The following is a 14181-nucleotide window of genomic DNA, read 5'->3' as shown; positions in this document are numbered from 1 at the left end:
GTGCTCCCACTGCCGATTACTCGTACCGGATGTCCGCGTCGTAACTGCTGCCACCCACCTTGCCGTCCTTGCCGAGGCTGATCAGGTCATACGGCTGACCTTCGCCCGGCACGCGGTATTCCAGCGCATGGCCCCACGGGTCGTTGAGGTCGGCCGGCTTGGCATACGGCCCGAGCCAGCCCGCGCTGCCGCTGGGCTGGGTGACCAGATCCTCCAGCTTGGCCGGCAGCTTGCCGGTATCGAGCTGGTAGTTGTCGATCTTGCCGGCCATGGTCTGCACCTGCGCCTTGGCGATGTTGGCCTTGCCGCGGTCGGCGCCGCCAAGCACACGGCTGCCGACCAGGGTCAGCACCGCGCCGATCAGCACGATGACGATGATGATTTCCAGCAGGCTCATGCCGGACTGGTGGCGCGCGGAAGAGAAGCGGGTCAGGCGGCGGCGTTGCATGTGGCGGGCTCCTTGCATCGAAACATAGGGGTATTGACCAGCGGCCGGTCAGCCGATGGCATTGGTCAGGTCGTACAGCGGCACCAGCACGGCCACGATCACCAGGCCGACCACCGAGGCCAGCACCAGGGTGATCACCGGCACCAGTGCCGACAGCAGACGGTCGATTGCGCGGGCGCTTTCCTGCTCGAACGTATCGGCGGTCTTGAGCAGCATCGTATCCAGCGCGCCGGATTCCTCGCCGACCTGGATCATCTGCAGTGCCAGGCGCGGAAAACGCTTGCCACGCGACAACGATGCCGACAGCCCGTTGCCGTTCTTGACCTCGTCGCTGGCGGCATCCACATCGGCCGCCAGCGCGCGGTTGCTCAACACGTTGCGCGCGATGCCCAGGCCGGACAGCAGCGGCACCCCGTTGCGCAGCAATGTGCCCAGGGTGCGGGCCAGACGCGCGGTTTCCAGCTTGCCCAGCAACGGGCCGATGCCTTTGCGCTGCAGCAGCCAGCTATCCACGGCCAGGCGCGTGGCTGGTTGCCGCAGCCGCCGCTCCACCACCAGTGCGGCCACGGCCGGCACCACGATCATGATGAGCCAGCCTTCGCGCACGACCAGCCCGGCGGTGAGCACCCACTGGGTGAACCACGGCAGCGCGACATCCAGGCTCTCGTACATCAGCGCGAACTGCGGCACCACATAGCCGAGCAGGAACAGCAGTGCGCCACCCACCACCGCGAGCAGGATCGCCGGATAGATCAGCGCGTTGATCACGCGCCCTTTCAGCTCGGCGCTGCGCTCCAGGTAATCCGACAGCCGCTGCAGGGTGTCGTGCAGGCTGCCACCGGCTTCACCGGCACGCACCATGTTGATGTACAGCCGCGAGAACAATCCGTGCTGGCGTTCCAGCGCGGTCGAGAGCGGCGCGCCGCCGCGCACGATGTCGCGGATGTCGGTGATGACCCGGCGCGTGCGCTCGTCTTCGGGCAGCTCCAGCAGGATGCTCAGCGCGCGATCCAGCGGCTGGCCGGCGCCGAGCAGCGTGGCCAGCTGCTGGGTGAACTGCACCAGCGCCCCGCCGTCGAACGGCTTGCGGCGCAGCAGCGCCATCCAGGTCGATGCCCCTGCGACACCTTCGCTGGCAAGCCGTGCTTCCATCGGCATGTGCCCCTGGTCCTGCAGGCGCGCGGCCACCTCGGCCTCGCTGGCCGCCTCCATCTGGCCATCGAACAGTTCGCCGTGGGCGTTCAGTGCCTTGTAGCGGTACTGGGGCATGCTCAGTCGCCCACCCGGTGTTGGCCGCAGGCACGCATCAGGATTCCTCCGTCACGCGTAGTACTTCTTCCAATGTGGTGTGGCCCTGCAGCGCTTTGGACAGCCCATCTTCGTACATGGTGCGCATACCCGCAGCACGTGCGATCTGCTCGATCTCGCCCATGCCGGCGCGCCGCATCACCGCGCTGCGCAGCGCGTCGTTCATCACCAGGAATTCGACGATGGTGGTGCGCCCCAGATACCCGGTGGGCGCGATCGCCGACGGTTGCGCGCGGTACAGGAAAATCTCGCCCTCCGGCTGCAGCCGGCGCAGGCCGAATTTCTCGATCTCTTCGGGCGAGGCGCGGTAGCGCTGCGCATGCTGCGGCTCCAGCCGACGGACCAGGCGCTGGGCCAGGATGCCGTTGATGGTGGAGGTCAGCAGATAATCTTCCACGCCCATGTCGAGCAGGCGGGTGATGCCGCCAGCGGCGTTGTTGGTGTGCAGCGTGGACAGCACCAGGTGGCCGGTGAGCGCGGACTGGATCGCAATGCGCGCGGTTTCCAGATCGCGCATCTCGCCGATCATGATGATGTCCGGATCCTGGCGCACGATGCTGCGCAGCGCATTGGCGAAATCCAGCCCGATCTGCGGCTTGGCCTGGATCTGGTTGATGCCTTCGATCTGGTACTCGACCGGGTCCTCGACCGTGATGATCTTGACGTCGGCGGTGTTGAGCTGGCTCAGCGCGGTGTACAGCGTGGTGGTCTTGCCCGAACCGGTCGGGCCAGTGACCAGCAGGATGCCGTGCGGCTGTTCAAGCACTTTGCGGAACTGCGGCAGGAAGGCATCGGTGAACCCCAACCGATGGAAATCGAACACCACCGTATCGCGATCAAGCAGGCGCATCACGACGCTTTCGCCGTGCGCGGTCGGCACCGTGCTGACGCGCAGGTCCAGTTCCTTGCCCTGCACGCGCAGCATGATGCGGCCGTCCTGCGGCAGCCGGCGCTCGGCGATGTTCAGCCGCGCCATGATCTTGATGCGGCTGATCACTGCGGCGGTGAGATTGACCGGCGGGCTTTCGCCTTCGATCAGCACGCCGTCCACGCGGTAACGCACCTTCAGGCGATTCTCGAACGGTTCGATATGGATATCCGAGGCGCGCAGTTCTACCGCCCGCTGGATCACTAGGTTGACCAGCCGGATCACCGGTGCTTCGGAGGCCAGATCGCGCAGGTGTTCGATGTCGTCGACCGCAGCGCCTTCGCCGTCGGCGGTTTCGATGATCGCGCCCATCGCGCTGCGGCCCTGGCCGAACCAGCGCTCGATCAGATCATCGATCTCCGAGCGCAGGCCCACGTGCAGGCGCACCGGCAGCCCCATGGCCAGCTGCACGGCGTCGGCCGCGTAGGGATCCTGCGGGTCGGACAGCCACAGATCCAGCACGTCGTCATGCAACGCCAACGGGCAGACATGGAATTGTTTGAGGAAACGCAGCGTCAGCGGCAACCCATCCAGCAGCGCTTCGGGCGGCGACTCGGGCACCGCCTTGGCATCCAGCAGCGGCAGGCCGAGCACCTCGGCACAGGTCTGTGCATGGTCGCGCTCGGAGACCAGGCCCAGGCGGACCAGCAGACCCAGCAGGCTGCCACCGGATTCGCGGTGCAGCGGACGCGCGCGGGCCAGGTCGCTGTCCTTGAGCCGACCTTTCTCCAGCAACACCCCGACGATGCGGGATTCAGCGGTGGATTCTTCAGTGGGATCCGGGGCGACCGCGTTCAAGAATCTTCTCCTGGCAACCGCTGCGACTTTAGCAGTTCACCGCGTCCGTACGCGGGATTGCACGACGTCCAGATGTAAAAACGGGAGCCCGTCACATGACGGACTCCCGTTGGCGGTTTACCCGTATTACTGGTTGGCGAGGATGCTCACGCCGCTGAACGCGGACTCGCCCACCACCTTGATGTAGTACGTGCCGGCCACCGGCGCGGTGAAGCGCACCGTTTCACTGTTGCCCGGACGGGTGGACTTGGCGTCGAACGCGGTCGCGGTCGGCTCCTTGCCCTGGCTCACGTAGACCGACACGTTACCGCTGCCACCGTAGGTGAGCAGGCTCAGCACCTTGCCGGCCTGCGCCTCGAAGCTGTACAGCACTTCGCTGCCACCGGCACCGCTCAGGCCACCGACGGCGACCTTGTTGGTCAGCGGCGTGGCCACCGGGCCGCAGTTCTCGGTGCACTCTTCTTCCAGCGCCTTGTCCAGGGCGGCCTTGGCATCGACGATGCCGGTGCCGATCGGCGTGGCGGTCGGAATGGTGACCGGGAAGGGACGCGAGGTCTGCTTGAGCAGGGCTTCCAGCGCCGCCGGGGTGAGCGGATCCTTGCCGGCCGCGGCGACCGCGCCCTGCACCAGTGCCGCCACCGCCGCCACATGCGGGGAGGCCATCGAGGTACCGGCCATGCCCATGTAGCTGTAGGCGCCGGAAGTCGGCGTGGTCAAGCCGTTGTAGCCGGACTGCCAGACGTAACCGCCCGGGTTGCCGTCCACGCTGCCACCGCCGCCCGGGCCGGACAGGTCCACCACCGTGCCGAAGTTGGAGTAGTAGGCGATGCCGCCGGTGATGCGGGTCGCACCGACCGCCACCACGTTGGCGCAGCTGGCCGGGCGGAAGTTGGCCGCGTTGGAGGCCGAGTTGCCGGCCGCGACCACTACGGTGGTGCCGCGCGACACGGCACCGTTGATGGCGTCCTGGTAGAGCGCATCGCATGCGCCGCCACCGCCCAGGCTCATGTTGATGACCTCGGCCGGATTGGCGTTGGCCGGGATGCCGGCCACGGTGCCGCCAGAGGCCCAGGTGATCGCGTCGGCGATGTCGGACAGGTACCCGCCGCACTTGCCGAGCACGCGCACCGGCAGCACGCGTGCCTTGTACGCCACGCCCGCCATGCCCACCCCGTTATTGGTGGACTCGGCGATCGTGCCGGCGACGTGGGTACCGTGCCAGGAGCTGTCATCGGCCAGCGAGCCGGCATAGCACTCGTTGTCGTTCTCGACCCAGTCGCCGTAATCCAGCGCACCCGGCACGCGCTCGTCGGTCGGACGACGCGAGGTTTCCGCATCGCTGATGAAGTCATAACCGGCCAGCAGGTTGCCGGAGAAATCCGGATGCTGCGGCAGGATGCCGGTATCCAGCACCGCCACCACCACGCCTTCGCCCTGGGCGATGTCCCATGCGGCCGGCGCGTTGATGCCGCCGGTGGCGCTGTTCAGATGCCACTGGTACTGCGCGTAGTAGGGATCGTTCGGCACCAGCTGCGGCGTGGCATCACGCGGGCGCACATCGGTGCGCTGCAGCTTTACGTCCACTTCGGCGTACTGCACGGAGGGGTCGGCCTTGATCTCGGCCAGCACCTTCTGCAGTTCGGCCGGGCTCAAGCGGCCCTGCAGGCGGATCAGATCGGCACCGACACCGAGCTTGCGCACGATCTGCGGGCTCACCGCGCTGGCACGCCCGGCGGCGGAGCCACCGACACTGGCACGGGCGACCGCCGACTGCACGGCCGTCAGCTTGGCCGAACGATCCGTCGCCGCAGCGCTGCCGGCGCGGTACTTGACGATGATGCGCTCTGCGCCCTGGGCGGCAGCCGGCTGGCGCACCGGCTCCTTGGCCGGCAGGCCCGCGGCATAGGCGCTGGCGCCTGCGGACAACGACAGCACGGCGGCTGCCAGCACATTGATGCGAAGGTTCTGCTTACTGGTCACGTTGACGTCCTCTTCAAGGTCATGGATCAAACGACTGTTCAGGCCAACACTCCATGCGAGCTCCCTGGCCGGCCCTGGCCAGGGTTCCCGTGACCCGCCCCCTCAGGCCTTGCATTGCGTTGCGGCGGGGCCGCGCACGGCCCCGCGTTGAAACGGCTTACCAACCGAAGCCGGCACCCACGCCGACCGAGCTGTCATCACTGCTGAAGGCACCGCCCAGGGTCACCGTGGCGCGCTCGCTGAGCGCACGCTGGTAGCCCAGCGACAGCGCCGATTCGCCGCCCTGGAAACCGACGCCCACACCGACGCGGTTCTGGGTGCGCACACCGGCGGCGCTGGTGGCCATGTTGAGCATGGCCGCGCTCATCGCGCCCTGGCGATCAATGCGACGGTCTTGGTGACGCAGGCGCTGATCGATCTCGCCCTTGTAGATATCGAAGCTGTCGGCCATCGAGGTGAAGCGTTGGTCGGTATAGCTGTTGGCAGTCGCGATGCCGCCATCCAGCTGGCCCTTGTTGACCGCATCGGTGGCCTGCGTACCGGCCGCTACGTTGGCGACCTGGCGTTCATTGCCGACGCTGCCGACGGAGACCGTATCGGCACGATCGGCCACCGAGCCCTGGCCCAGTGCCACCGAGTTGGCGGCCGAGGCGGTCGCACCCTGGCCGATGGCCGTTGCCGAGGCCCCGCTGGCCACGGCACCGTCGCCCATCACCACCGCATTGACTGCCGCCGGTGCCGCGGCCGGTGCGCTGAGCGGCTGGCTGCCGCCCACGCTGGCGGCGGTGGGCGTGCCCTGCACCGAGGCGATGGCGTCGTCGCTGGTGGCACTCATCACACTGGCCTCCGGTGCGACACTGGCCGTAGCGAGCGCGGCGGTACGTGCCCGTGCACCGCTGCTGCTGCCACCGGCCACGCGCTGATCGAGATCGCTGACCTTGCGGTCGAGCGCGCCCAGTGCATCGCCCACGTTGCTGTACGTCGCGCCTTGGATCACATAGTTCGGCGCGACGAACACGCCCTGCATGCCGACGCTGGCCCCGCCGCCGAGGAAGGTGGCGACATCGGTCAGCGACTGGAACAACTGCCCGCCGTTGATCGCCTGGCGGCTGCCGGACGCGATCGAACCGCCGCCGACGTTGTCCAGCGTGGTGCCCTGCAGACCCGAGAGGGTCAGCGTGTCGCGGCTGCTGTCGTCATAGGTGAGCGCATTGGCGGTGACGTTCTCGACCGAGCCGATGCGGGTGTCGATGTCGCCGACCTGGGTTTCCACCGCGCCGACCCGCTGGTTGGTGGTGTTGAGCTGGCCGCCGGTCACCGCATCGGTGCTGCCGGCGGCGATGCGGCCGGCACCCACATTGACGATGCGGCGCGTGGCCGGACCGTCCGTCCCGTTGCCGCCGCCGACCGAGACCACATTGGCTTCCACCGCGCGCGAGCCGGCGCCCAAGGCCACAGCGTTGGCACCGGAGACGCCTGCCGCCGAACCGATTGCGATGCTGTTGGCACCGTTGCTGGCGAACGCCCCGTTGCCGATCGCCACGCCGTTGGTGGCACTGGTGGAGGCCTGGCGACCGAGCACCGTACTGTTGGCACCGCGTGCCGAGGCATCGGCACCGACCGCGGTGGCGCCGGTGGCCGAGGCGACCGCCGCCGTACCCAGCGCGCTGCTGCGGGTGGCACTGGCGGTGGCACCGGAACCGGCGGCAAGCGCATCACTGCCACTGGCCGTGGCCACGCCGCTGCCGCTGGCCTGGAAGTGCTTGCCGACTGCATCGGCGGTGGCAGCGACCCGATCCAGCTGCGCCTTGTTGACCGCATCGGTGGATTCTGCACCCTCGGCCACGTTCGTGATCTGGCGCTCTGAACCGACCGACCCCACCGAGACCGTGCGGGCCCGGTCCGCCACGGAGGCGGTACCGATGGCGACGCTGTCGGCGGCGGTGGCTGCACTGTTGAAACCGACCGCCACCGCGCCCTCGGCGCTGCTGGTGCTCATCGCGCCCAGACTGACGGTGTTGTCCGCGCTGGCACGCGCACCGCCACCCAGGGCGATCGCATCCACACCATCGGCGACGGTATTGCGGGTGATCAGCGCACCGTCGATGACGCCAGCGTAGATGCCACCGATCGCGATCGCGCGGTCATCGGTCGAGGTTGCATAGGTGCCCACGGCGATGGCGTTCTGCGCCCCGCTGTTGACGCCGGACAGCGTACCGACCGCGATGCCGTTGATGCCGTCTTCGCCCACGCTGGCCAGCGTACCGACCGCGACCGAACTGCTCGCCCCGGCCTGGCTGAGTGCACCAACGGCCACGCCCAGCGCCCCGCTGGCGTTGGCCAGTTGACCGGCCGCCAGGCTGCCCGCTCCCTGCGCCGAGGCTTCGCGCCCCAAGGCCAGGCTGGAATCACCGCTGGCAGAACTCCCATAGCCGGCCGCAGCGGCGTAATCGGCCGTTGCGCTGCTGCCGTAGCCGCTCGCGGTGGCATAGTTGCCCAGCGCCGTAGCGCCACTGCCCAGGGCCGTGCTGCCATTGCCGATCGCATTGGCGGCCTCACCGGCGGCCAGTGCGTTGTCGCCGTCCACGTAGGCGCCGGCATCGCTGTCCGCGCTGCCCGAGGCCTGGAAATAGCGGCTGGTGGTGCCGGCCACATCGGCAACTGCATTGAGCTGATCGACATTCACCGCGTCGGTGCCTTCGGTACCGGCGGCGACGTTGGTGATCTGCCGTTGCGCGGTGGCGGTGCCGACCGAAACCGTGTTGTCACGGTCGGCGACCGAACCGGCGCCGAGCGCGACGCTGTTCACGCCCTCTGCGCTGGCACTGGCTCCCAGCGCGGTGGCGTTGCCCGCATCGGCCCACGAATTCCAACCGATCGCGGTGGCGTAGTCATCGGTTGCCCAGGCGCCCGCACCGAACGCCGAGGCACCGGTTCCCGAGGCGCGCGACGGCAGCAGACCGAAGAAGGTCGTGCCACCGATCGCCACGCTCTCATCGCCGGTGGCTTCGGAGTACTCGCCGACCGCCACCGCACCCGAGCCGGACGCGGTCGAGGCCGCACCTACCGCGACGGCGTAGGCGTTGGAGGCCACCGCGCCGTAGCCCAGCGCGGAAGCGAGCTGGCCGGTCGCTTCACTGTAGCTGCCGAAGGCCGAGGCCCCCGCTTCCGAAGCGTTGGAGCGGAAACCGTTGGCGGTGGCCTGCTGGCCGGCCGCCGTGGACTGGCTGCCGCTGGCCGTGGCGTATGCACCGCTGGCCTGCGCGCCGGAACCGGTGGCGCTCGCACCGATCTCACTGGCACTGGCGCCGTTGCCGATCGCCACACTGTCTTCGCCGGTCGCCTGCGCGTCACTGCCCAGCGCGGCGGCGCCCTCGGCGCTGGCCAAGGCATTGAAGCCGACGGCCGTGGCGTTGTCGGCGATGGCGGTCGCCCCGCTGCCGAGCGCGCTGGCGCCGTTGCCGATGGCATTGGCGGCCTCACCGGCGGCCAGCGCATTGTCGCCTTCCACATAGGCACCAGCATCGCTGTCGGCGCTGCCGCTGGCCTGGAAGTACTTGCTGGTGGCTTCGGCGGCGGCGGCCACCTCCTTCAACTGCGCGACGTTGACCGCATCGGTGTCTTCGGTACCGGCACCGACATTGGTGATCTGGCGATCGATGGCCGCATGCACCACCCCCGCCGCATCGGTCCAGGCCTGTGCCGCGCCCACCGAAACCGCATTGGCACGATCGGCCAGCGAACCCGCACCGAGCGCGACGCTGTTGTCGGCATCCTTGGTGGTCCAGGTGTTGCTGCCGACCACCGTGGAATTCACTGCCTGCGCGTAGCTGTTGTAGCCCACCACGGTGGCACCGTCTTCGGTCGCCCACGCTTCGCTGCCGATGGCCGTTGTCTGGATGCCCTGGGTCACGCTGCCGGCATCCGCACCGGCCAATGCGTTGAAGCCCACGGCCACGCCGTCCTCGGCGGTGGCCGCATTGTTGCCGACCGCCACGCCATACTGGCCGGCATTGGCCTGCACGCCGAACGCGGCGCCAGCGATGTCCGCACGCGTGCCCTGGCCGACGGCCGTGGCGACCTCGCCCGCCTGTGCATTGCTGCCCAGCGCGGTGCCGAAGAAGGCGGCACTGGCATTGGCGCCGAACGCGCTGGCCTGCCAGCCGTCGGCGGTAGCGAAGTTGCCGATCGCAGTGGACTCCCGGCCCAGGGCCCAGGCGCCGTAGCCGACCGCCGTCGCGGCCAGACCCGCCGCCTCCGAGCCAGCGCCGATCGCCACCGCACCGAAGCCCTGCGACAGCGAACCACCACCGATGGCGACGGACGCCGCACCGGATGCCGCGCTCAGATCGCCGATGGCGACCGCCCCGGCAGCACTGCTGGTGGCATTGCTGCCGATTGCCACAGCGTTGTCACCTGTAACCGTGGCGTTGAAGCCCAGTGCCGTGGATTCGTTGGCGATCACGGTGCTGCCACTGCCCAGCGCGGTGGCGCCGTTGCCGATGGCATTGGCGGCCTCACCGGCGGCCAGCGCATTGTCGCCTTCCACATAGGCACCAGCATCGCTGTCGGCGCTGCCGCTGGCCTGGAAGTACTTGCTGGTGGTGGCGGCCGCATCGGCCACCGCATTCAACTGGTTCACGTTGACCGCGTCCGTGCCTTCGGTACCGGCGGCGACGTGGGTGATCTGGCGCTGCGCATCGGCGCTGCCGACCGAGACGCTGTCATCGCGGTCGGCGATCGAGTCCGCCCCCAGCGCCACGCTGTTCGCCCCGGTGGAGGTCGCTGCATTGCCGAGCGCGGTGCTGTTCACACCGGGCGACCATGCCCCGCCACCGACAGCCGTGGAGTAATTGCCCGACGCTTCGGTAGGCAGCAGGCCGAACAGCGCACCACCGACGGCCACGCTGTTGATGCCACTGGCCAGGCTGCCTTGACCGGTGGCAGTGCTGTATGCACCGGAGGCTTCAGCATCACCACCGAGCGCCACGCTGTTGGAGCCGGTCGCCTGCGCGAAGCTGCCGAGCGCGGTGGCGTTGAAGGCCGAGGCCACGGCATACCCGCCGATCGCGGTGGTGTAGTTGGCGGTCGCTTCGGAGGCGAACCCGTAACCCGCCGAGAGGGTGCCGCTGACCACGCTTTCCGCGCCGACGGCCGTCGCACCCTCACCGCTGGCGCTGCTGAAGTAGCCCAGGGCCACCGACTCTTCACCCGCCGCGTCGGACAGCGCGCCACCGGCCAGACTGCCGGCACCAGAGGCGACGCTGGCAGCACCGGTCGCGGTGCTCTGCTCACCCGAGGCCAGGCTTTCGGCGCCGCTGGCCGTTGCGTACTCGGCGGTCGCCTGTGCGTTGGCACCGGTTGCGCTTGCGTTGGCACCGCTGGCGACGGCGTTGAAGCCCAGGGCACTGGCGTTGTCGGCCAAGGCAAAGGCACCACTGCCGACAGCCGATGCGCCGGTACCGGCCGCGAAGCTGCTCGAGCCCACGGCAGTGGCGTAGTTGCCATCGGTCGCCGCGTTTGCGCCGGCGGCCACACTCTCCTCGCCACCGGCGACAGCGACACCATCACCGCTGGCCTGGAACTGATCGGTGGCTGCGCTCAGCTGATCGAGATTGACCGCATCACTGCCTTCGGTACCGGCGGCGACCTGGGTGATCTGGCGCTGCCGGCCATCGTTGCCGACCGAGACGGTGTAGGCACGATCAGCGACCGCACCCGCGCCCAGCGCCACGCTGTTGGAGGCACTGGCATTGCTGCCGGCGCCGATACCGATCGCGCTTTCACCGCCGGCCACCACATTGGTGCCGATGGCGATGGTGTTGATGCTGTTGCCCAGAGCCTGGAAACCGACCGCGACGCTGTTGTCGCCGTAACCGAAGGCACCGCGGCCGAGTGCCGTGGAACTGCTGCCGCGCGCCCAGCTGTTGTAGCCGATCGAGGTGGACCCGGTACCGCTGGCCCAGGCCGACTGACCTACCGCCGTGGCGTTGGCTTCGGTCGCCCACGCACTGGAGCCGAAGGCGGTGGCCCCATCGGCGGTCGCCCATGCATAGGCGCCGGTGGCCGTGGTTTCTTCGCCACTGGCGAAGGCGTTGTCGCCCTGCGCCACGCTGTAATCGCCGGTCGCGCGCGCCTTGTAGCCGCTGGCCAGGCTGTTGCTGCCGGTGGCCTGCGCACCGCTGCCGAAGGCGTTGCTGGTGGTGCCGGTCGCCTGTGCACCGGCACCGACCGCCACGCTGTCCGGCGCCGCGGTCGCACCGATCAGGATCGCATTGCCCTGGTCATCGACCAGCGGCTGGTTGTATTCGTCATAGGCTTGGCCCAGCCCACCGATGGCGACACTGCCATTGCCGGTGGCGCTGCTGTTGCGGCCCAGCGCGACAGTGTCATCGCCGACCGCGGTCGCGCCGCCGCCGACCGCCGTGGCACCGGCACCCAGCGCATTGCTGGCCTCACCGGCCGCCAGCGCATCCTCACCCTCGGCGAAGGCACCGACCACACCGCCGGCCGCACCGTTCGCCTTGAACTGCGCCGAGGTCGCCGAGGCCGACGTCGCGACGGCATCAAGCTGTGCCTTGTTGACCGCGTCCGTGGCTTCGGTACCGGCTGCGACGCTGGTGATCTGGCGCTCGTTGCCGACGTCACCGACCGAGACCGTGTTGTCACGGGTGGCGGTGGAGTTGGCGCCGAGGGCAACGCTGTTGGCGCCGCGCGCGGTGCTGTAGAAACCGACCGCCGTGCTCAGCTCACCACTGGCCCAGGTCTCGGCGCCCAGCGCGGTGGCGCCCTCGCCCGGGGCATAGGCGAAGTAGCCCACCGCCGTGGCTTCGGTGCCCGAGGCTTCGCTCAAGGTGCCGTTTGCCACGGCGTAATCGCCGCTGGCGATCGCACCGGCGCCCACTGCGGTAGCGGCTTCGCCACTGGCCTGGGTCTGCACGAAGAAGCCCAGCCCCGGGAGCAGATCCGCTGGGCCACCGATGGCCGTGCTGCTGTTGCCGGTCGCCACGCTCTGCGTGCCGACGGCAGTGGCGTAATCGCCGGTCGCGTTGGCAACCGCACCAAAGGCCGACGCCTGCGCACCGGCCGCGTACGCACCGACGCCGTAGGACGACGCAGCAAATCCGGATGCTTCCGCGCTCGCGCCCACCGCCGTGCCGCCCACGCCAGCGCTGGTCGCACCGGTATCGACCGGCACGCCGCCATTGGTGATCAGCGGGTTGCCGTCGGCATCCACCGCTGCACCGCCAACCGCCACGCTGCCCGGGCCATTGGCCTGCGCATTGGTGCCGAAGGCCGCGCTGTTCTGGCCGGTGGCACTGGCGTTGTAGCCGACCGCGGTGGCGTTCTGCGCGGTGACGGTGGCGCCGCTGCCAAGCGCGGTCGCGCCATCGGCCAGCGCGTTGGAGGCTTCACCGATCGCGGTGGCGTTGTCGCCTGCCGCCAGCGCGCCGGCATCGCTGTCGCTGCCGCCGGTGGCCTGGAAGCGTTTGTCCGTGTTGGTGGCGACGGCACCGACGGCATCGAGCTGCGCCTTGTTCACCGCATCGCTGTCTTCGGTACCGTCGGCCAGATTGGTGATCTGGCGACGCAGGCCGTTCTCGGCATTGCCGACCGATACCGTGTCGACACGATCGGCATACGAACCGGCGCCAAGCGCCACGCTGCCCACCGCCACCGCAGCCGAATTGGCGCCCAACGTGGCACTGAAATCGGCGACCGCGACACTGAACGCACCGACCGCCACCGAGGCTTCGCCGGCACTGGCCGCACCGCGCCCGAGCGAGGTGCTGCCCGGGCCGATGGCCAGTGCGCCGCCCCCAATCGCGGTCGCGCCATCGGCGCTGGCTTCGGCGAGACCGCCAATTGCGGTGGCCGCGCCGTTTTCACTGGCCGCTACCGCCGAGGCACCGAGCGCGACATCGCCCAGACCGAACGCCGCGGCGCTCTGGCCGAGCGCGATGCTGGCATCACCGAAGGCCAGGCTGCCCTGGCCGAACGAGCTCGCCCCGAGGCCGACCGCGAGTGCCTCGCTGCCCACTGCGGTGGTTGCATTGCCGATGGCCTGGCTGCTGTGGCCCAGCGCCGTTGCGCCGTCACCGTCTGCGTTGGCGCTCGCCCCTGCGGCCAGTGCACCTTCGCCATCGATCTTCGCCGCGTCGGCATCGGTGCCGTCACCATCGGCCTTGAAATAGCGGGTCGCGCCTTCGGCAGCGACCGCAACCCTGTCCAGCTGTGCCTTGTTCACCGCATCGGTGGCGGCGGTGCCGGCGGCCACGTTGGTGACCTGCCGTTCCTTGCCGGCGTCCCCCACCGATACCGTGTTGGCGCGGTTGGTCTTCGAGCCGGCGCCAAGCGCCACGCTGTTGGCGCCGGAGGCGGTGCTGTTGCTGCCGATCGCGACCGCGTTCGTGCCCGAGGCGGTGGCGTTGCCATCGACCACGCAGCTGTCGACGATGTTGCTGTTGAGCACCAGGCAGTTGGCATTGCCACCGACCTCCACCGACTGCGCGTAAGCAGTCTGCGACGCGCCTGCCGCGCTCAATCCCAGCGTCAACGCGATGGCGGCCGAGAGCAGTGCGGTGTTGCGTCCGCCAGAGGTTCGGCGCTGATCGATGACGACACCCGAGGACTGGCTGCTGGCCAATTCCGAGGCGACGACCATCTGCCCCAGTGCTTTGTTCCAGACCTTGCGATAAATCCGATTCATCGATGCGGC

The 14181-nt window shown here is 69.1% G+C and carries 5 protein-coding genes; all 5 read right to left on the bottom strand.

What is annotated here, in order from left to right; all coding sequences use genetic code 11:
* Positions 1 to 16: 16 nt before the first annotated feature.
* On the bottom strand, positions 17 to 448 hold the full coding sequence (gene gspG / locus ACTT2I_RS01120) for a type II secretion system major pseudopilin GspG (RefSeq protein ID WP_019182542.1): 432 nt from the start codon (positions 446 to 448) through the stop codon (positions 17 to 19).
* Between the two features lie 48 nt (positions 449 to 496).
* A complete protein-coding gene (xpsF, locus tag ACTT2I_RS01115) occupies positions 497 to 1717 on the bottom strand; it encodes a type II secretion system protein XpsF (protein ID WP_421100219.1) in 1221 nt (406 codons plus the stop codon).
* A gap of 37 nt (positions 1718 to 1754) precedes the next feature.
* Positions 1755 to 3482 (bottom strand): type II secretion system ATPase GspE, encoded by a 1728-nt coding sequence (gspE, locus tag ACTT2I_RS01110; protein WP_421100220.1) that lies wholly within the window; start codon positions 3480 to 3482, stop codon positions 1755 to 1757.
* Positions 3483 to 3608: 126 nt separating this feature from the next.
* Positions 3609 to 5462, bottom strand: coding sequence for a S8 family peptidase (locus ACTT2I_RS01105; RefSeq protein WP_088434019.1), 1854 nt, complete (start codon positions 5460 to 5462; stop codon positions 3609 to 3611).
* A 157-nt stretch (positions 5463 to 5619) separates the two neighbouring features.
* Positions 5620 to 14172: an ESPR-type extended signal peptide-containing protein gene (locus ACTT2I_RS01100; RefSeq protein ID WP_421100221.1), complete on the bottom strand. Its 8553-nt coding sequence runs from the start codon at positions 14170 to 14172 to the stop codon at positions 5620 to 5622.
* Between the last annotated feature and the right edge of the window lie 9 nt (positions 14173 to 14181).

The organism is Stenotrophomonas sp. PUT21 (assembly GCF_052232875.1).
Taxonomy (GTDB): Bacteria; Pseudomonadota; Gammaproteobacteria; order Xanthomonadales; family Xanthomonadaceae; genus Stenotrophomonas; species Stenotrophomonas maltophilia_N.
The sequence above is the reverse complement of the archived record's forward strand: the minus strand, read 5'-3'. Positions and strand labels throughout refer to the sequence as shown.